The following is a 16,331-nucleotide window of genomic DNA, read 5'->3' on the forward strand; positions in this document are numbered from 1 at the left end:
CGCGACCTTCAGGCCGGCCGCAGGCGCCGTATCGCGGGCAGCAGGTCCGGGACCGAGGCCACGACCGTGTCCGCTCCCCAGGCTTCCACCGGCACGCCGTCGCCGCAATAGCCATAGGCGGTCGCGATGGTCTTCATGCCCGCCGCCTTGCCGGCGACGATGTCGCGCTGGTCGTCGCCCACGTAAAGGCAGGACTGCGGCGCCACGCCGACTTCCCGCGCGGCGTGCAGCAGCGGCTCGGGGTGCGGTTTCGAATGGGCGGTGGTGTCGCCGCAGACGACCACGGCACTATGCTGTTCGAGCGCCAGGTGGCGCACCAGCGGCGTGGTGAACCGGGTGACCTTGTTGGTGACGATGCCCCATGTCCAGCCTTCCTGGACGAGGTTGGCCAGCAGGTCTTCCACGCCGGGGAAAAGAACGGTGTGCACGGCGATGTTGGCCGCGTAGTCATCCAGGAACTGCTGCTTGCACGCCTCGTATTCGGGGGAGTCGGGCGTGAGCCCCAGGGCCACGCCCAGCAGGCCGCGCGCGCCATGCGAGGCCATGGGGCGCAGTTGTTCATAGGGCAGGGCGGGCAGGCCGCGGCGCAGGCGTTGCTGATTGGCCGCCGCCGCCAGGTCGGGGGCGGTATCGGCCAGGGTGCCGTCGAAATCGAAAAGAACCAGCGGTTTCATGAGCGTATCGTGGCCACCATGTAATTGACGCTGCTGTCGCCACTCAGTTTGTAGATTTTCGTCAAGGGGTTGTATTCCAGTCCCTTGATGGCGGCCGCTTCCAGGCCGGCGTGCCGGGCTGCGCTCAGCAGTTCGCTGGGACGGATGAAGTGGTCGTAGCTGTGCGTACCCCGCGGCACCAGCCCCAATATGTATTCGGCGCCCAGGATGGCGAAGGTAAACGATTTCAAATTGCGATTCAGCGTCGAGAAAAAGACATGGCCGCCGGGTTTGACCAGCGCGGCGCAGGCATGAATCACCGATTCCGGATCCGGCACGTGTTCCAGTAATTCCATGCAGGTCACGATATCGAAAGCGGCGGGCTGATCGGCGGCAAGCTGTTCCACGCTGATATTGCGGTATTCCACTTTCACGCCGCTTTCCAGGCTGTGCAGTTTCGCGACTTTCAGCGATTTTTCGGCCAGGTCGATGCCGGTGACCGTTGCTCCGCGCGCCGCCATGCTTTCGGCGAGTATGCCGCCGCCGCATCCGACGTCCAGCACGGACTTGTTGCCCAGTCCGCCCGCCATCTGGCTGATCCACTCCAGGCGCAGGGGGTTGATGGCGTGCAGCGGCTTGAATTCGCTTTCAGGGTCCCACCAGCGCGAGGCCAGGGCGCTGAACTTGGCCAGTTCGGCCGCATCGGCGTTGACGGGCCGGGGTTCCTGGGCGGTGGTCGTCATGACGGGCTCCATGTGACGGCAAAAAATGCCCCTTGCTTGCCGCTGAGCGGCCGCGCTGCCCCGAGAGGGGGCACAGCCTGGCGACAAAAAAACAAACCCCGCAAGGCGGGGTTTCAGCCGGCGGTACCCCGAAGGATACCGCCGGAATCCAGCTGTCAGGCAGTGGATTTACTTGTTGCGCGTACCCACGACTTCGACTTCCACGCGGCGGTTCTTGGCGCGGCCGGCGGCGGTCTTGTTGTCGGCGATGGGCTGCTTCTTGCCCTTGCCTTCGGTGTAGACGCGGTTGGCTTCGATGCCCTTGCTGACCAGATAGGCCTTGACGGCTTCGGCACGACGGACCGACAGGCGCTGGTTGTAGGCGTCGGTGCCGATCGAGTCGGTGTGGCCGACGGCGATCACGACTTCAAGGTTGATGCCGCGGATCTGGTTGACCAGCTCGTCCAGCTTGACCTTGGCTTCGGGCTTGACGACGGACTTGTCGAAGTCGAAGAAGGCGTCGGCCGAGTAGGTGACCTTCTGGCTGACCGGAACCGGTACGGGAGCCGGCGCCGGAGCGGGGGCAGGAGCCGGCGCAGGAGGCGGAGCAACGGCGGGAGCAGCGACCTTCAGCGCGCCATCGCAGGACGGATCGGCGGTGGCGGGGGTCCAGAACCCATTGCGCCAGCACAGGCCGTCAGCGCTTTTGACTTGCACGCCGAACGCGGATTGCCAGTTGTCGTTGACCTTAGCGGTTTGAGCAGAGGCCACGCCCGAGGCCGTCACGGCAGCGAAGGCGAGCGCCAGAGAGATTCCAACTTTGGAGCGTTTGTTCATGTTTCTCCTCTTAGCTTGAAATGAAACTCGCAGCGAACCCCCGCCGCAACATGGATATACATGCCCAGTATAGCATTGCGGTTGTTGTCCCATGCCACTCACTCCTGGGATAAGTAAGTGTTTGTGCCAGAAATCACACCCGTTGCACGAAGGCGCCACTGCGATATCCGCGACATTATCCTTTCGAGATTGATTTTTGACGCTGAATTGGTGAGTTGTAGCTTTTTCGCAACTGACTGGCCATTCACCCAGACTTCGTCCACATCCTCTCTTCCCGCCGCGTAGACCACGTGGGAAACCGGGTCGAATACCGGCGCCAGCCGGGCGGAATCGAGCCGGATCGCCACCAGGTCCGCGTACTTGCCCACCGCGATCGAGCCGATCTCGCCGTCCCATCCCAGGGCCTTCGCGCCGCCCAGGGTGGCCGCATGCAGGGCCTGGTGCGCGGGCAGCGCCCGCGCATCGCCGCTGGCGCCTTTGGCCAGCAGGGCCGCCAGGCGAAGTTCCGACAGCATGTCGAGGCGGTTGTTGCTGGCGGCACCGTCGGTGCCGATGCCGAGGTTGACGCCGGCCTCGAGCAGCCGGGCCGTGGGCGCGAAGCCGCTGGCCAGCTTGAGGTTGGAGGCCGGGCAATGGGCCAGGCTGACGCCGTGGGCGGCCAGGAGCGCGATGTCGTCCGTGTCCAGGTGGACGCCGTGGACGGCCACCAGCCGGGGGGAAAGCAGCCCCAGGTGCGCCAGGCGTTCGGTGGGCCGCATGCCGTGCATGGCCAGCGCTTCCTGCACTTCCTCGCGGGTCTCGTGCAGGTGGATGGTGATGCCCAGGTCGGCCTCCTCGGCCATCGCGGCCAGGCGGCGCAGCATGTCGTCGCCCACGGTGTAGGGGGCGTGGGGGGCCAGCATGAAGCGCAGCCCCGCTTCGCCGCGGTGCCACTCGTGGGCCGCCAGGGCCTGGGCGAGCAACTGTTCGGCGGGCAGGGCGCCGGGGATCTCGAATACCGTGCCGCCCACCGCCGCGCGGATTCCCACCGCCAGGGCGGCGCGGGCGATCTCGTCGGGGTGGAAGTACATGTCGGCGCAGCAGGTGGTGCCACCGGTCAGCATCTCGGAAAAGGCGAGGACGCTGCCGTCGTAGACGAAGTCGGCCGACATCAGCTTGCGCTCGAGGGGCCAGATGCGCTCGCGCAGCCAGGTCATGAGCGGCAGGTCGTCGCCGGCGCCGCGCAGCAGGCTCATGGCCGCGTGGGTGTGCAGGTTGACGAAGCCGGGCAGCAGGGCGCAGCCGGGCAGGGGCCGTTCGGCGGCGCCGGGGTGGCGGCCTCGCAGCGCGTCGTGCGGGGCGATGTCGGCGATCCTGCCGTCGCGCACGGCGATGCCGTGGCCGGCCAGGACCAGCTGGCCGGGTTCGATGGGGATCAGCCAGTCGGGAAGCAGCAGGGTGGTCGGGGCCATGGACGAGTCGGGTGGCGGGCGGGCCCTAAGCATAACGCCAGGCCGGGGTGATAAACTCCCAAGCTTCGCCCGCCGTTCGTTCGCAAGCCGTTTTGCCCTCGCGAAATAGCCTTGCGAGCGGGATGCGACAACACCTCTTGAAGCAGCTTGCCCATGGATTCCTTCGCCAAGGAAACACTACCGATCTCTCTTGAAGAGGAAATGCGCCGCAGCTACCTGGATTACGCGATGAGCGTGATCGTCGGCCGCGCGCTTCCCGACGTGAGGGACGGTCTGAAGCCCGTGCACCGGCGCGTGCTGTTCGCGATGCACGAACTCAACAACGACTGGAACCGGGCGTACAAGAAATCGGCCCGTATCGTCGGCGATGTCATCGGTAAGTACCACCCGCACGGCGACCAGGCGGTCTACGACACCATCGTGCGCATGGCGCAGCCCTTCTCGCTGCGCTACATGCTGGTCGACGGGCAGGGCAACTTCGGCTCGGTCGACGGCGACGGCGCGGCAGCCATGCGCTACACCGAAATCCGCCTGGCCAAGATCGCGCACGAACTGCTGGCCGACATCGACCAGGAAACGGTGGACTTCGGGCCCAACTACGACGGCAGCGAGAAAGAGCCGCTGCTGCTGCCTGCCCGCCTGCCCAACCTGCTGGTCAACGGCAGCTCGGGCATCGCCGTGGGCATGGCCACCAACATCCCCCCGCACAACCTGGCCGAGGTCGTCGACGGCTGCCTGTACTGCCTGCGCAATCCCGAGTGCACGGTGGATGAACTGATCGAGATCATCCCGGCGCCGGACTTTCCCACGGGCGGCATCATCTACGGCATGTCCGGCGTGCGCGAAGGCTATCGCACCGGCCGCGGGCGCGTGGTGATGCGGGCCAAGACCCATTTCGAGGACGTCGAGAAAGGCGGCCGCCAGGCCATCGTGGTCGACGAGATCCCGTACCAGGTCAACAAGCGTTCGCTGCTCGAGCGCATCGCCGAGCTGGTCAACGAAAAGAAGATCGAGGGCATCTCCGATATCCGCGACGAGTCCGACAAGGACGGCATGCGCGTCGTGATCGAACTCAAGCGCGGCGAAGTGCCGGAGGTCGTGCTCAACAACCTCTACAAGAATACCCAGCTGCAGGACACCTTCGGGATGAACCTGGTGGCGCTGGTGGAAGGCCAGCCGCGCCTGCTGAACCTGAAGCTGATGGTGGAGTATTTCCTCGCGCACCGGCGCGAGGTCGTGACCCGCCGCACCGTGTTCCAGCTGCGCAAGGCGCGCGAGCGCGGGCACGTGCTCGAAGGCCTGGCGGTGGCGCTGGCCAATATCGACGACTTCATCGCCATCATCAAGGCGGCGCCGACGCCGCCCATCGCCCGCCAGGAGCTGATGGCCCGCACGTGGGACTCCTCGCTGGTGCGCGAGATGCTGACGCGCGCCGAGGCCGACACGGCCGGCGGCCGCGGCGCCTACCGTCCCGAGGGCCTGCCGGAGGACTACGGCATGCAGGGCGACGGCCTGTATCGCCTGAGCGATACGCAGGCCCAGGAAATCCTGAACATGCGCCTGCAGCGCCTGACCGGCCTGGAGCAGGACAAGATCGTGGGCGAGTACAAGGACGTGATGGCCACCATCGCCGACCTGCTCGACATCCTGGCCAAGCCCGAGCGCGTGACGGTCATCATCGGCGACGAACTGTCGGCCATCAAGGCCGAGTTCGGCACCGACACGAAGGACATCCGCCGTTCGCAGATCGAGCTGAACGCGACCGAGCTGGACACCGAGGACCTCATCACGCCCACCGACATGGTGGTGACGTTGTCCCATTCGGGCTACATCAAGAGCCAGCCGCTGTCCGAGTACCGGGCGCAGAAGCGTGGCGGACGGGGCAAGCAGGCCACGGCCACGAAGGAAGACGACTGGATCGACCAGCTCTTCATCGCCAATACGCACGACTCCATCCTGTGCTTCAGCAACCGCGGCCGGGTGTACTGGCTGAAGGTCTGGGAAGTGCCGCAGGGCACCCGCAATTCGCGTGGCCGGCCCATCGTCAACATGTTCCCGCTGTCGGATGGCGAGAAGGTCACGGTGGTGCTGACCGTCAAGGCGTACAGCGAAGACCACTACATCTTCATGGCCACCGCCAAGGGCACGGTCAAGAAAACGCCGCTGTCCGAGTTCTCCAACCCGCGCAAGGCCGGGATCATCGCGGTGGACCTGGACGAAGGCGACTACCTGATCGGCGCCTCGCTGACCGACGGCACGCATGACGTGATGCTGTTCTCCGATGCCGGCAAGGCCGTGCGCTTCGACGAGAACGACGTGCGTCCCATGGGCCGCACCGCCCGCGGCGTGCGCGGCATGATGCTGGAAGAGTCGCACACGGTGATTTCGCTGCTGGTGGCCGAGAACGAGACGCAGAGCGTGCTGACCGCGACCGAGCACGGCTATGGCAAGCGCACGCCCATCGGCGAATACACCCGCCATGGCCGGGGCACCAAGGGCATGATCGCCATCCAGACCTCCGAGCGCAACGGCAAGGTCGTGGGCGCCGTGCTGGTGGATCCCGCCGACGAGATCATGCTGATCACCACCGGCGGCGTGCTGGTGCGCACGCGCGTCAGCGAGATCCGCGAAATGGGCCGGGCCACGCAGGGCGTCACGCTCATCAACGTCGACGAGGGCACGCATCTGTCGGGTGTGCAGCGCGTGGTCGAGTCCGATACCGAGGAGCCTGAAGGCAACGGCACCGACGCCGAGCCCGAGGCCCCGTCTTCCAGCGAGGCCGAATAAGGCGGCTGCCATGAATCGACCCTACAACTTCTCGGCCGGTCCGGCCGTACTTCCCGAGGCCGTGCTGCAGCAGGCGGCGGCCGAGATGCTGGATTGGCACGGCAGCGGCATGTCCGTGATGGAGATGAGCCATCGCGGCAAGCACTTCGAGCAGATTTGCGACGAGGCCGAGGCCGACCTGCGCGAACTGCTCTCGGTGCCTGACGGCTATGCCGTGCTGTTCCTGCAGGGCGGGGGCCTGGGCGAGAACGCCATTGCTCCGATGAACCTGATCGGCCGCCGCGAGGCGCATGCTGCCGACTACGTGGTCAGCGGGTCGTGGTCGGTCAAGTCCTGCGCCGAAGCCCGGCGCTACGGCGACGTGGCGGTGGCCGCCACGTCCGAACAGTCCGCCGTCGTGGATGGCGCGCAGCAAGGTCCGTGGACCTACATGCCGGATCCCGCGTCCTGGCGGGTGCGTCCGCAGGCGAGCTACGTCCACCTGTGCAGCAACGAGACCATAGGCGGCGTCGAGTTCATGGACTGGCCGGACCTGGCCGCGCTGGGCGCGCCCGAGGCCGCGCTGACCGTGGATGCGTCCTCGCACATCCTGTCTCGGCCCATGGACGTGAGCCGGGCGGGACTGATCTATGCCGGCGCGCAGAAGAACATCGGGCCGGCCGGCCTGACCATCGTCATCGTCCGCAAGGACCTGCTCGGCCAGGCGCTGCCCATCTGCCCGTCGGCGTTCGACTACACCATCGTCGCCAAGGAGCGCTCGCGCTTCAACACGCCGCCCACCTACGCGATCTACATCGCCGGGCTGGTGTTCAAGTGGCTCAAGCAGCGGGGCGGCGTGGCGGCCATGGAGGCGGCCAACGTGGCCAAGGCCGGGCTGCTCTATGACTATCTCGACAGCACCGCGTTCTACCGCAATCCGGTGCACCGGCCGGTCCGGTCGCGCATGAACGTGCCGTTCATGCTGCGCGACGACGCGCTGAACGCGCCGTTCCTGCAGGCGGCCGAAGCCGCGCAGCTGTTGCAGCTCAAGGGGCACAAGAGCGTGGGCGGCATGCGCGCGTCCATCTACAACGCCATGTCCATCGAGGGCGTGCGCGCCCTGGTCGACTTCATGAAGGATTTCGAGCGCAGCCATGGATGACGATCTGCAAAAGAAGCTGACGCCGCTGCGCGAGCGCATCGACGCCATCGACGCACAGGTGCTCGAGCTTCTGTCCGAGCGCGCGCGCACGGCGCAGGCGGTGGGGATGGCCAAGGAGCACCATGCCGGCGCCGTGTTCCGGCCCGAGCGCGAGGCCCAGGTCATCCGGCGGCTGCAGGACCTCAACGGCGGTCCGCTGCCGGGCCAGGCGCTGTCGGCCATCTGGACCGAGATCATGTCGGCGTGCCGGGCGCTGGAGCAGCCCGCCCGCGTGGCTTATCTCGGACCCCAGGGAACGTATTCCGAGCTGGCCGTGCTGGCGCATTTCGGCCATGCGGTCGACGCGATTTCGTGCGGCACGATCGATGAAGTCTTCCGTTCGGTGGAGACCCGCCGCGCGGACTTCGGCATCGTCCCGCTGGAAAACTCCAACGAAGGCGCCGTCAACCGCACGCTGGACCTGCTCCTGTCCTCGCCGGTGAAGGTCCTGGGCGAACGCTCGGTGGCCGTGGTGCAATGCCTGATGACCCAGAGCGGCACGCTGGATGGCGTAAGCATCGTCCGTTCGCATCCGCAATCGCTGGCGCAGTGCCAGGGATGGCTGTCCGATCATCACCCCGAACTGGCCCGCGCCTCGGCGGCGAGCAATGCCGAGGCGGCCCGCCTGGCGTCCGAGGACCCGGCCGTCGCGGCCATCGCCAGCGAGCAGGCGGCGCAGCGCTGGGGGCTCAAGATCGTCGCGTCGGGCATCCAGGACGATCCGCACAACCGCACCCGTTTCCTGGCCATCGGCCATCTCGAGACCACGCCGTCGGGCCGCGACAAGACCAGCCTGATCCTGGCCGTGCCCAACGAAGCGGGCGCGGTCTACCGGATGCTGGCCCCGCTGGCCGAGAACGGCGTGTCGATGACCCGGTTCGAGTCCCGTCCGGCCCGCACGGGCCAGTGGGAATACTATTTCTACGTCGACATCGAAGGCCATCGCCAGGATCCCAAGGTGGCCAAGGCCCTGGTGGCGCTCCAGGCGCGCGTGGCCTTTTTCAAGGTGCTGGGGTCGTACCCGGTATCGGCTTGAGCGGAGACGTGCCCATGTCGCATCCGGATTCGGCGCGGAGAACCGCCGGTTCCCCGCGTCCGCTGGTGCCGGTGCTCGCGGTCGTGGGCGTGGGGCTGATCGGCGGTTCGTTCGCCGCCGCGCTGCGGCGGGCAGGGCAGGTCGGCGAGGTCTGGGGCGTCGGCCGCCAGGCGGCATCGCTCGAACAGGCGCGCAAGCTCGGCCTGATCGAGCGTGCGGTGTCGCTGGAAGAGGCCGCGCGCGCCGACCTGGTCCTGATGGCCGTGCCGGTGGGCGCGACGCGCTCGACGCTGGAGGGCCTGGCGCCGTACCTGGGGCCGGATACCATCGTGACCGACGCGGGCAGCACCAAGGCGGACGTGGTGCGCGCCGCGCGCGAGGCGCTGGGCGGCCGCATCGGCCAGTTCGTGCCGGGCCATCCCATCGCCGGCAGCGAGCAGAGCGGGCCGGCCGCCGCCTTTCCCGATCTGTACCGGGGCCGCACGGTCATCCTGACTCCGCTGGACGAGAATCCGCCCGCGGCCGTCAGGCTGGTCGAGCAGGCGTGGTCGACTTGCGGCGCCGAGATCCGGACCATGCGCCCGGACGAGCACGACACCGTGCTGGCGTCGGTCAGCCATGTGCCGCACCTGCTGGCCTTCGCCTATATGACCCAGGTCCTGGGTGCCGCCGATGCGGGCCTGCGGCTTGACCTGGCCGGCAGCGGATTCCGCGACTTCACCCGGATCGCCGGTGGTTCGCCCGATATGTGGCGCGACATCTTCCTGGCGAACCGCGATGCCATGATGCAGGAGACCGCCGCGGTGCGGCGGGCCCTGGATGCTTTCGAGCAGGCCATGCGCCAGGGCGATGCGGCGGGCCTGCAAGCCATGCTGGAGGCTGTGTCGACGTCCCGGCGCGCCTGGCGCGCGGGGCAGCCTTCCCCCGATACGAACGAATGACCGCCATGACCGATTCCCCCCGCCATCCGCCGTATCTCGACCTGGCCCCGGCGCGACACGCGCGGGGCGCCATCGATTTGCCGGGTTCCAAGAGCATTTCGAATCGCGTGCTGCTGCTGTCCGCGCTGGCCGAGGGCACGACCCGCCTGACCGGCTTGCTGGATTCGGACGATACCCAGGTCATGCTGGCCGCGCTGCGCAAGTTGGGAATAACGGTCACGGCGGGCCAGCGCCCCGACGAAGTCCTGGTCGAGGGCGCGCGGCGTTTTCCGGTCGGCCAGGCCGACCTGTTCATGGGCAACGCGGGCACGGCCATCCGGCCGCTGACCGCGGCCCTGGCGATGATGGGCGGCCTCTACGTGTTGCATGGCGTGCCGCGCATGCACGAACGGCCCATCGGCGACCTGGTGGATGCGCTGCGCGGGCTGGGCGCGCGCGTGGCCTACCAGGGGCGCGAGGGCTATCCGCCGTTGTCCATCGGCTGGGGTGAACCGGACCTGTCCCGGCCGGTCAGGGTCAATGGATCGGTTTCCAGCCAGTTCCTCACGGCGCTCCTGCTGGCGGCCCCGCTGGCCACCCAGGCCACCGGCCGGTCTTTCGTGGTCGAGGTCGAGGGCGAACTGATTTCCAAGCCTTACGTCGAGATGACGCTGAACCTGATGCGCCGCTTCGGCGTGACGGTCGAGCGCGACGGCTGGCTGCGCTTCACCGTGCCCGCCCAGGCGGCCTACCGGTCGCCCGGCCACATGCCGGTCGAGGGCGATGCTTCGTCGGCGTCGTATTTCCTGGCCCTGGGCGCGATAGGCGGCGGGCCGGTCCGTGTGACGGGCGTCGGCCGCGACAGCATCCAGGGCGACGTGGCGTTCGCCGATACGCTGGCGGCGATGGGCGCCGAAGTCGAGATGGGGCCGGACTGGATAGAGACGCGGGGCGTCAAGGTGGCCGATGGCGGCCGCCTGAAGGCCTTCGACGCCGATTTCAACCTGATCCCGGATGCCGCCATGACGGCCGCGGTGCTGGCCCTGTATGCGGACGGGCCGTGCCGCCTGCGCAACATCGCGAGCTGGCGGGTCAAGGAAACGGACCGCATCCACGCGATGCAGACCGAGCTGGCCAAGCTGGGGGCGACCGTGGCGGCCACGCCGGACAGCCTGACCGTGACGCCTCCCGCCACCTGGACGCCGGCCGAGATCGGGACCTGGGACGACCATCGCATGGCCATGTGCTTCTCGCTTGCCGCGTTCGGTCCCGTGGGGGTGCGCATTCTGGATCCCGGCTGCGTGAGCAAGACTTTCCCCACGTATTTCGATGTCTACGCGGGGCTGGTGGGGGCTTGAGTCCGGGGCGTGTCGCCGGCGTGCCGGCCCCGGTCCCAGAACCTGTCGAAGAAGTAATGCACCACCGTGTTGACGGCCGGTTCGATGAAGGTCACCGCGCCGCTCAGCGCCACGCTGCCGGTAATAATGTAGGTGACGCTGAACGAGGTCACGACGTGCAGGCCACCGAAGGCTAGGGTCTTGGCCATCGCCGTCTTCCTTATTGATTAGTAATGAGAATCGTTATCGAATTTTGCGCCTGTCCGTGGATTGGCGCCAATTGATCGATTCGATGAAAACGATAGGTTTCCTGAATGAATGGTCCCCGTGTTCCCATGATTGCCATCGACGGGCCGACGGCCTCGGGCAAGGGCACCATCGCGGCGCGGGTGGCGGCCCGATTGGGCTGGCACCTGCTGGATAGCGGAGCGTTGTACCGCCTGACCGCGCTGGCCTGCCTTGAGCGGGGCATCGCCGCGGACGACGCCCAGGGCGCGGCGGCCGCGGCGGCCGCCCTGGACGTACGCTTCGTCGCCGATGGCGTCTCCATGGACGGGCGCGACGTCACCGCCGACATCCGCCGCGAGGAAGTCGGGAACCTGGCTTCGCAGGTGGCGGCGCTGGCGCCGGTCCGGGCCGCGCTGCTCGACCGCCAGCGCGCGTTCCGGTGCGCGCCGGGGCTGGTGGCCGATGGCCGGGACATGGGGACGGTTGTTTTTCCGGATGCCGACCTCAAGATATTCCTGGTTGCCAGCGCCGAGGCGAGAGCCCAGCGGCGCTATAAACAGTTGATCGAAAAGGGGTTTTCGGCTAACCTCTTAACCCTTTTGCGCGATCTGGAAGCGCGCGATGCGCGCGATACGCAACGGGTGAATGCGCCCTTGGCCGCCGCCCACGACGCCCTGGTGCTCGATTCCTCCCATCTCACCATCGACCAGACGGTCGAACAGGTAATGAGCTGGTGGGGCGAGCGCTCGGGCGCATCGCGTTCCTGATCGCAGTCGCAGCAAGCAGTACAGGCCCTCAGCAATGAGGTATTGCAACTCCACCGATTGGTGTGGTGTCAGGTCGAATGTCTCGGCCGCCCCCATGAGGTGCGTAACCCGGTAACACTCAACAATGTCTTCGGTTTCCCAAGCCCCTGCCGGCGAAGAAAGCTTTGCCGCCCTGTTCGAAGAAAGCATCAAGCGCCAGGAAATGAAGTCTGGCGAAGTCATCACCGCCGAGGTGGTGCGCATCGACCATAACTTCGTCGTGGTCAATGCCGGCCTGAAGTCCGAGGCCTTGATTCCGCTCGAGGAATTCCTCGACGACAAGGGCGAGCTCGAAGTCTCCGAAGGCGATTTCGTCTCGGTGGCCATCGACGCGCTCGAAAACGGCTACGGCGACACCGTGCTGTCGCGCGACCGCGCCAAGCGCCTGGCTGCCTGGCTGCAGCTCGAGAAGGCCCTGGAATCCGGCGACCTCGTCACCGGTACCATCACCGGCAAGGTCAAGGGTGGCCTGACCGTCATGACCAACGCGATCCGTGCCTTCCTGCCGGGTTCGCTGGTCGACCTGCGTCCCGTCAAGGACACCACCCCGTACGAAGGCAAGACCCTCGAATTCAAGGTCATCAAGCTCGATCGCAAGCGCAACAACGTCGTGCTGTCGCGCCGCGCCGTGCTCGAGGCCAACATGGGCGAAGAGCGCCAGAAGCTGCTCGAGACCCTGCACGAAGGCGCGATCGTCAACGGCGTCGTCAAGAACATCACCGACTACGGTGCGTTCGTCGACCTCGGCGGCATCGACGGCCTGCTGCACATCACCGACCTGGCGTGGCGCCGTGTGCGCCACCCCTCGGAAGTCCTGTCCGTCGGCCAGGAAATCCAGGCCAAGGTCCTCAAGTTCGACCAGGAAAAGAACCGCGTCTCGCTGGGCGTCAAGCAACTGGGCGAAGACCCGTGGGTGGGCCTGGCTCGCCGCTATCCGCAAGGCACCCGCCTGTTCGGCAAGGTCACCAACCTGACCGACTACGGCGCGTTCGTCGAAGTCGAAGCCGGCATCGAGGGCCTGGTCCACGTGTCCGAAATGGACTGGACCAACAAGAACGTCGATCCCAAGAAGGTTGTCACCCTGGGCGACGAAGTGGAAGTCATGGTGCTCGAGATCGACGAAGACCGTCGCCGCATCTCGCTGGGCATGAAGCAGTGCCGTCCCAACCCGTGGGAAGAGTTCTCGATCAACCACAAGCGTGGCGACAAGGTCCGCGGCGCCATCAAGTCGATCACCGACTTCGGCGTGTTCGTCGGCCTGCCCGGTGGCATCGACGGCCTGGTGCACCTGTCCGACCTGTCCTGGAGCGAAACCGGCGAAGAAGCCGTGCGCAACTTCAAGAAGGGCGACGAGGTCGAGGCCGTGGTGCTGGGCATCGACACCGAGAAGGAACGCATCTCGCTGGGCATCAAGCAGCTGGAAGGCGATCCGTTCAACAACTTCGTGGCTACCCATGACAAGGGCGCCGTCGTCCAGGGCACCGTGAAGTCGGTCGAGGCCAAGGGCGCGGTCGTGACCCTGTCGGTCGACGTCGAAGGCTATCTGCGCGCTTCCGAGATTTCTACGGGCCGCGTGGAAGACGCCACCACGGTGCTGAAGGCCGGCGACAACATCGACGCCATGATCCTGAACATCGACCGCAAGACGCGTTCGATCCAGCTCTCGATCAAGGCCAAGGACAGCGCCGAGACGGCCGATGCCATCCAGCGCATGTCCGATGCCAGCGCTTCGTCGGGTACGACCAACCTGGGCGCCCTGCTGAAGGCCAAGCTGGACCAGCGCGAGAACGGGTGATAGGCCCATCCCCTGCGCGCTGACGCGCGCCCCGTATGGTGAGCCCCCAGCCGCTACGCGGCAGCCCCCCGAGGGGGGCCGGGGCCCGCCTTGGGGCGGCCCGGCGCCGGGCCCCGTAGGGGGCGGCACTGGCGGACCGGCGGAGCCGGATCCGCTGTGCCCCGGGGAGGGTTTGCCAGGTTGTCCGGTACGGCGTTCTAAGAGGTTTCATGAACTCAATGACGAAGTCCGAGTTGATCGCACGACTGGCGGCCCGGTATCCGCAACTGGTCGCCAAGGACGCTGACTACGCCGTCAAGACCATCCTCGATGCGATGGCCCAATCCCTCTCGGAGGGGCAGCGCATCGAGATCCGTGGTTTCGGCAGTTTTTCGTTGTCCAGGCGTCCGCCGCGTATCGGGCGCAATCCCAAGTCTGGCGAAAAGGTGCTGGTTCCCGAAAAGCGGGTTCCGCACTTCAAGGCAGGCAAGGAGTTGCGCGAGCGGGTCGACGCCCCGGTGCAAGAGCCCTCCGGGAACTGACCGGGCCGGCCTCCCCGGCCGCAGGCAAGCCCGATAACCCCGACAGTCCCAGACTGCCGGGGTTTTTTCATCTTGGGGGGTAGCGCCGCCGCGAAGTGGCAAGCGCGGGGGCGTTTTTCATATGGGCTCTTCCGCCAGCACGGTCTTTCGTTTCTTGACCACGGAAGGGTAGGCCGATATCACGATCAGCAGTCCCGCGGCGATCAGCAAGCCAAGAGAAAGCGGGCGTGAGTAGATGATGGACAGGTCGCCCTGGGACACCATCAATGCGCGCCTGAAGCTGTTTTCCAGCATCGGTCCCAGCACCATGCCCATCAGCAGGGGGACAGGCGAGACCGACAGCTTGATGAGCACGTAGCCGAGTATGCCGAACGCGCCCAGCAGGTAGATGTCGAATACCGAGGCCCGCACCGTGAAGGCGCCGACCGAGCAGAAAACCAGGATGACGGGGAACAGGATGCGGTACGGCACGCGCAGCATCTTGACCCAGATGCCGACCATGGGAAGATTCAGCACGACCAGCATCAGGTTGCCGATCCACATGGAGGCGATCAGGCCCCAGAAAACCGCGGGGTGGTTGGAAATGACCTGGGGGCCTGGCTGTATGTCCTGGATGATCATGGCGCCCAGCAGCAGGGCCATGATGGCGCTGCCTGGGATGCCCAGCGTCAGCAGCGAAATGAAATTGGTCTGCGCCGCGGCATTGTTGGCGGACTCGGGGCCGGCCACGCCTTCGATGGCGCCCTGTCCCAGTTCATCTTTGTAGCGGGACGCTTTTTTTTCCAGCGCGTAGCCGGCGAAAGATGCCATGGTCACGCCCGCGCCGGGCAGCGCGCCAAGCAGCGAGCCAATGGCCGTGCCCCGCGCAATGGCGGGAAGCATGCGGCGGATATCTTTTTTCCCTGGAATCAATTGCGTGACGTTGGCCAGCGTCGCATTCCTGTTGCGTTCACGGTTGTATTGCTCCAGGTTGATGGCGATTTCCGCTACGCCGAAGACGCCCATGGCAAGGGCGGTCAACTCGATGCCATCGTAAAGGTCGGAAATCTGTCCGGTGAAACGGTATTCGCCGGAATTGATGTCCGTGCCGACCAGGCTGAACAGCAGGCCCAGCACCATCAGGCCCAGCGACTTGTCGATGGTGTCCGAGGACAGGGCAATGGAACCGACCAGGCCAAGCACCATCAGCGAGAAATATTCGGCGGGCCCGAACAGGAAGGCGACCTCCGTCAGTGGCTCGGCCACCGTGGCGAGCAGCAGGACGCCGAAGCTGCCTGCGATGAACGAACCGATGGCTGCCGTGGCAAGCGCAACACCCGCGCGTCCCTGCCTGGCCATGGCATGGCCATCGATCATGGTGACGGCCGAGGAGGATTCCCCTGGAAGTTTTAGCAGGATGGCGGTCGTCGATCCGCCGTATTGCGCGCCGTAGTAGATGCTGGCCAGCAGGATCAAGGCTCCTGCCGGGGGCAGGCTATAGGTGATGGGAAGCAGCATGGCGACGGTCGAGATCGGCCCCAGGCCCGGCAGCAGCCCGATGAATGTTCCAATCAGGCAGCCAAGCAGCGCGTAGCCGACGTTCTGCCATGTCAGGGCGGTGGCGAATCCCAGCGCCAGATTGTCGAATAGATCCATGAAACCCTACAGTTGGAAGGCAGCGATCTGCGGCAGCACGGGGAAGGGAATGGAGAGCCCGTAGACGAAACCGCCGACATTGAGCACCACCATGACCGCCGCATTGATGAGCGTGGTCTTCCAGGTGAACTCGTGGCTGGCCAGGCTGGCCAGTATGACCAGGAGCACCAGGGCGATGACGAGCCCCAGCGGCTGCAGCGCGAGACCGAACATGACGACCGATCCAACCATCCAGGACAGCGAGCGCAGGTTCCAGGACGCGAGCCTGACGCGCACGCCCCGGATCAGCACGGCGCGCAGGACGATCCAGGCGCCGATGGCTGCCAGCAGCATGCCCAGGATGAACGGGAAGTAGCCGGGGCCCATATAGGCCAGCGTGCCCATGTCGTACCGGCTGGCGGGGGGGGGGGGGGGGGAGGGGGG

15 protein-coding genes are annotated in these 16,331 nt (G+C 66.4%); 8 read left to right on the plus strand and 7 right to left on the minus strand.

Annotated elements, in window-relative coordinates; all coding sequences use genetic code 11:
* Positions 1–8: 8 nt before the first annotated feature.
* The 4 genes from gph to AC1Q6E_RS24880 form a co-directional block, all read right to left on the minus strand.
* On the minus strand, positions 9–674 hold the full coding sequence (gph, locus tag AC1Q6E_RS24865) for a phosphoglycolate phosphatase (protein WP_152795691.1): 666 nt from the start codon (positions 672–674) through the stop codon (positions 9–11).
* On the minus strand, positions 671–1,396 hold the full coding sequence (ubiG, locus tag AC1Q6E_RS24870; RefSeq protein WP_492573734.1) for a bifunctional 2-polyprenyl-6-hydroxyphenol methylase/3-demethylubiquinol 3-O-methyltransferase UbiG: 726 nt from the start codon (positions 1,394–1,396) through the stop codon (positions 671–673). The genes gph and ubiG overlap by 4 nt, the downstream gene beginning before the upstream one ends.
* Before the next feature lie 168 nt (positions 1,397–1,564).
* On the minus strand, positions 1,565–2,212 hold the full coding sequence (gene ompA / locus AC1Q6E_RS24875) for an outer membrane protein OmpA (RefSeq protein WP_152795695.1): 648 nt from the start codon (positions 2,210–2,212) through the stop codon (positions 1,565–1,567).
* A gap of 98 nt (positions 2,213–2,310) precedes the next feature.
* On the minus strand, positions 2,311–3,663 hold the full coding sequence (locus AC1Q6E_RS24880) for a TRZ/ATZ family hydrolase (protein WP_492573735.1): 1,353 nt from the start codon (positions 3,661–3,663) through the stop codon (positions 2,311–2,313).
* A gap of 153 nt (positions 3,664–3,816) precedes the next feature.
* On the opposite strand from AC1Q6E_RS24880, the gene gyrA reads away from it, so the two are divergent.
* The 5 genes from gyrA to aroA are packed head-to-tail and all read left to right on the plus strand — an operon-like array spanning position 3,817 to position 10,944.
* Positions 3,817–6,450: a DNA gyrase subunit A gene (gene gyrA, locus AC1Q6E_RS24885; protein WP_152795699.1), complete on the plus strand. Its 2,634-nt coding sequence runs from the start codon at positions 3,817–3,819 to the stop codon at positions 6,448–6,450.
* 10 nt (positions 6,451–6,460) lie between these two features.
* The gene (gene serC / locus AC1Q6E_RS24890) at positions 6,461–7,591 is read left to right on the plus strand and encodes a 3-phosphoserine/phosphohydroxythreonine transaminase (RefSeq protein ID WP_152795701.1); all 1,131 of its coding nucleotides are present in this window, start codon (positions 6,461–6,463) and stop codon (positions 7,589–7,591) included.
* Positions 7,584–8,666 (plus strand): prephenate dehydratase, encoded by a 1,083-nt coding sequence (gene pheA / locus AC1Q6E_RS24895; protein WP_152795703.1) that lies wholly within the window; start codon positions 7,584–7,586, stop codon positions 8,664–8,666. Before serC ends, pheA begins: the two co-directional genes overlap by 8 nt.
* 14 nt (positions 8,667–8,680) lie before the next feature.
* Entirely contained in the window at positions 8,681–9,607 is a 927-nt protein-coding gene (locus AC1Q6E_RS24900) for a prephenate dehydrogenase (RefSeq protein WP_296556574.1), read from the plus strand.
* Positions 9,608–9,612: 5 nt separating this feature from the next.
* Positions 9,613–10,944, plus strand: a complete 1,332-nt coding sequence (aroA, locus tag AC1Q6E_RS24905; RefSeq protein ID WP_152795707.1) for a 3-phosphoshikimate 1-carboxyvinyltransferase — start codon at positions 9,613–9,615, stop codon at positions 10,942–10,944.
* Here aroA and AC1Q6E_RS24910 read toward each other — a convergent pair.
* Positions 10,920–11,132: a DUF2061 domain-containing protein gene (locus tag AC1Q6E_RS24910; protein WP_492573736.1), complete on the minus strand. Its 213-nt coding sequence runs from the start codon at positions 11,130–11,132 to the stop codon at positions 10,920–10,922. The genes aroA and AC1Q6E_RS24910 overlap by 25 nt on opposite strands.
* Positions 11,133–11,258: 126 nt before the next feature.
* On the opposite strand from AC1Q6E_RS24910, the gene cmk reads away from it, so the two are divergent.
* The 3 genes from cmk to AC1Q6E_RS24925 all read left to right on the plus strand — a co-directional run bounded on the left by cmk (position 11,259) and on the right by AC1Q6E_RS24925 (position 14,273).
* The gene (gene cmk / locus AC1Q6E_RS24915; protein ID WP_492573737.1) at positions 11,259–11,918 is read left to right on the plus strand and encodes a (d)CMP kinase; all 660 of its coding nucleotides are present in this window, start codon (positions 11,259–11,261) and stop codon (positions 11,916–11,918) included.
* A 124-nt stretch (positions 11,919–12,042) separates the two neighbouring features.
* Positions 12,043–13,752 carry a 30S ribosomal protein S1 gene (rpsA, locus tag AC1Q6E_RS24920; protein ID WP_152795713.1) on the plus strand — a complete coding sequence of 570 codons (1,710 nt, stop codon included), beginning with the start codon at positions 12,043–12,045 and terminating at the stop codon, positions 13,750–13,752.
* A gap of 218 nt (positions 13,753–13,970) precedes the next feature.
* Positions 13,971–14,273 (plus strand): integration host factor subunit beta, encoded by a 303-nt coding sequence (locus AC1Q6E_RS24925; RefSeq protein ID WP_087778781.1) that lies wholly within the window; start codon positions 13,971–13,973, stop codon positions 14,271–14,273.
* Between the two features lie 117 nt (positions 14,274–14,390).
* Here AC1Q6E_RS24925 and AC1Q6E_RS24930 read toward each other — a convergent pair whose 3' ends face one another.
* The gene (locus tag AC1Q6E_RS24930; RefSeq protein WP_296556578.1) at positions 14,391–15,908 is read right to left on the minus strand and encodes a tripartite tricarboxylate transporter permease; all 1,518 of its coding nucleotides are present in this window, start codon (positions 15,906–15,908) and stop codon (positions 14,391–14,393) included.
* A gap of 6 nt (positions 15,909–15,914) precedes the next feature.
* Positions 15,915–16,331: tripartite tricarboxylate transporter TctB family protein (locus tag AC1Q6E_RS24935; RefSeq protein WP_492573738.1), on the minus strand; the 417-nt coding region annotated here is incomplete at its 5' end.

Source organism: Pigmentiphaga sp. MLSB6-MA01, assembly GCF_058793475.1.

Coding starts and splice junctions, on each gene's coding strand:
- gph (WP_152795691.1), bottom strand. CDS start 674: ATGAAACCGCTGGTTCTTTTCGATTTCGACGGCACCCTGGCCGATACC.
- ubiG (WP_492573734.1), bottom strand. CDS start 1,396: ATGACGACCACCGCCCAGGAACCCCGGCCCGTCAACGCCGATGCGGCC.
- ompA (WP_152795695.1), bottom strand. CDS start 2,212: ATGAACAAACGCTCCAAAGTTGGAATCTCTCTGGCGCTCGCCTTCGCT.
- AC1Q6E_RS24880 (WP_492573735.1), bottom strand. CDS start 3,663: ATGGCCCCGACCACCCTGCTGCTTCCCGACTGGCTGATCCCCATCGAA.
- gyrA (WP_152795699.1), top strand. CDS start 3,817: ATGGATTCCTTCGCCAAGGAAACACTACCGATCTCTCTTGAAGAGGAA.
- serC (WP_152795701.1), top strand. CDS start 6,461: ATGAATCGACCCTACAACTTCTCGGCCGGTCCGGCCGTACTTCCCGAG.
- pheA (WP_152795703.1), top strand. CDS start 7,584: ATGGATGACGATCTGCAAAAGAAGCTGACGCCGCTGCGCGAGCGCATC.
- AC1Q6E_RS24900 (WP_296556574.1), top strand. CDS start 8,681: ATGTCGCATCCGGATTCGGCGCGGAGAACCGCCGGTTCCCCGCGTCCG.
- aroA (WP_152795707.1), top strand. CDS start 9,613: ATGACCGATTCCCCCCGCCATCCGCCGTATCTCGACCTGGCCCCGGCG.
- AC1Q6E_RS24910 (WP_492573736.1), bottom strand. CDS start 11,132: ATGGCCAAGACCCTAGCCTTCGGTGGCCTGCACGTCGTGACCTCGTTC.
- cmk (WP_492573737.1), top strand. CDS start 11,259: ATGATTGCCATCGACGGGCCGACGGCCTCGGGCAAGGGCACCATCGCG.
- rpsA (WP_152795713.1), top strand. CDS start 12,043: ATGTCTTCGGTTTCCCAAGCCCCTGCCGGCGAAGAAAGCTTTGCCGCC.
- AC1Q6E_RS24925 (WP_087778781.1), top strand. CDS start 13,971: ATGACGAAGTCCGAGTTGATCGCACGACTGGCGGCCCGGTATCCGCAA.
- AC1Q6E_RS24930 (WP_296556578.1), bottom strand. CDS start 15,908: ATGGATCTATTCGACAATCTGGCGCTGGGATTCGCCACCGCCCTGACA.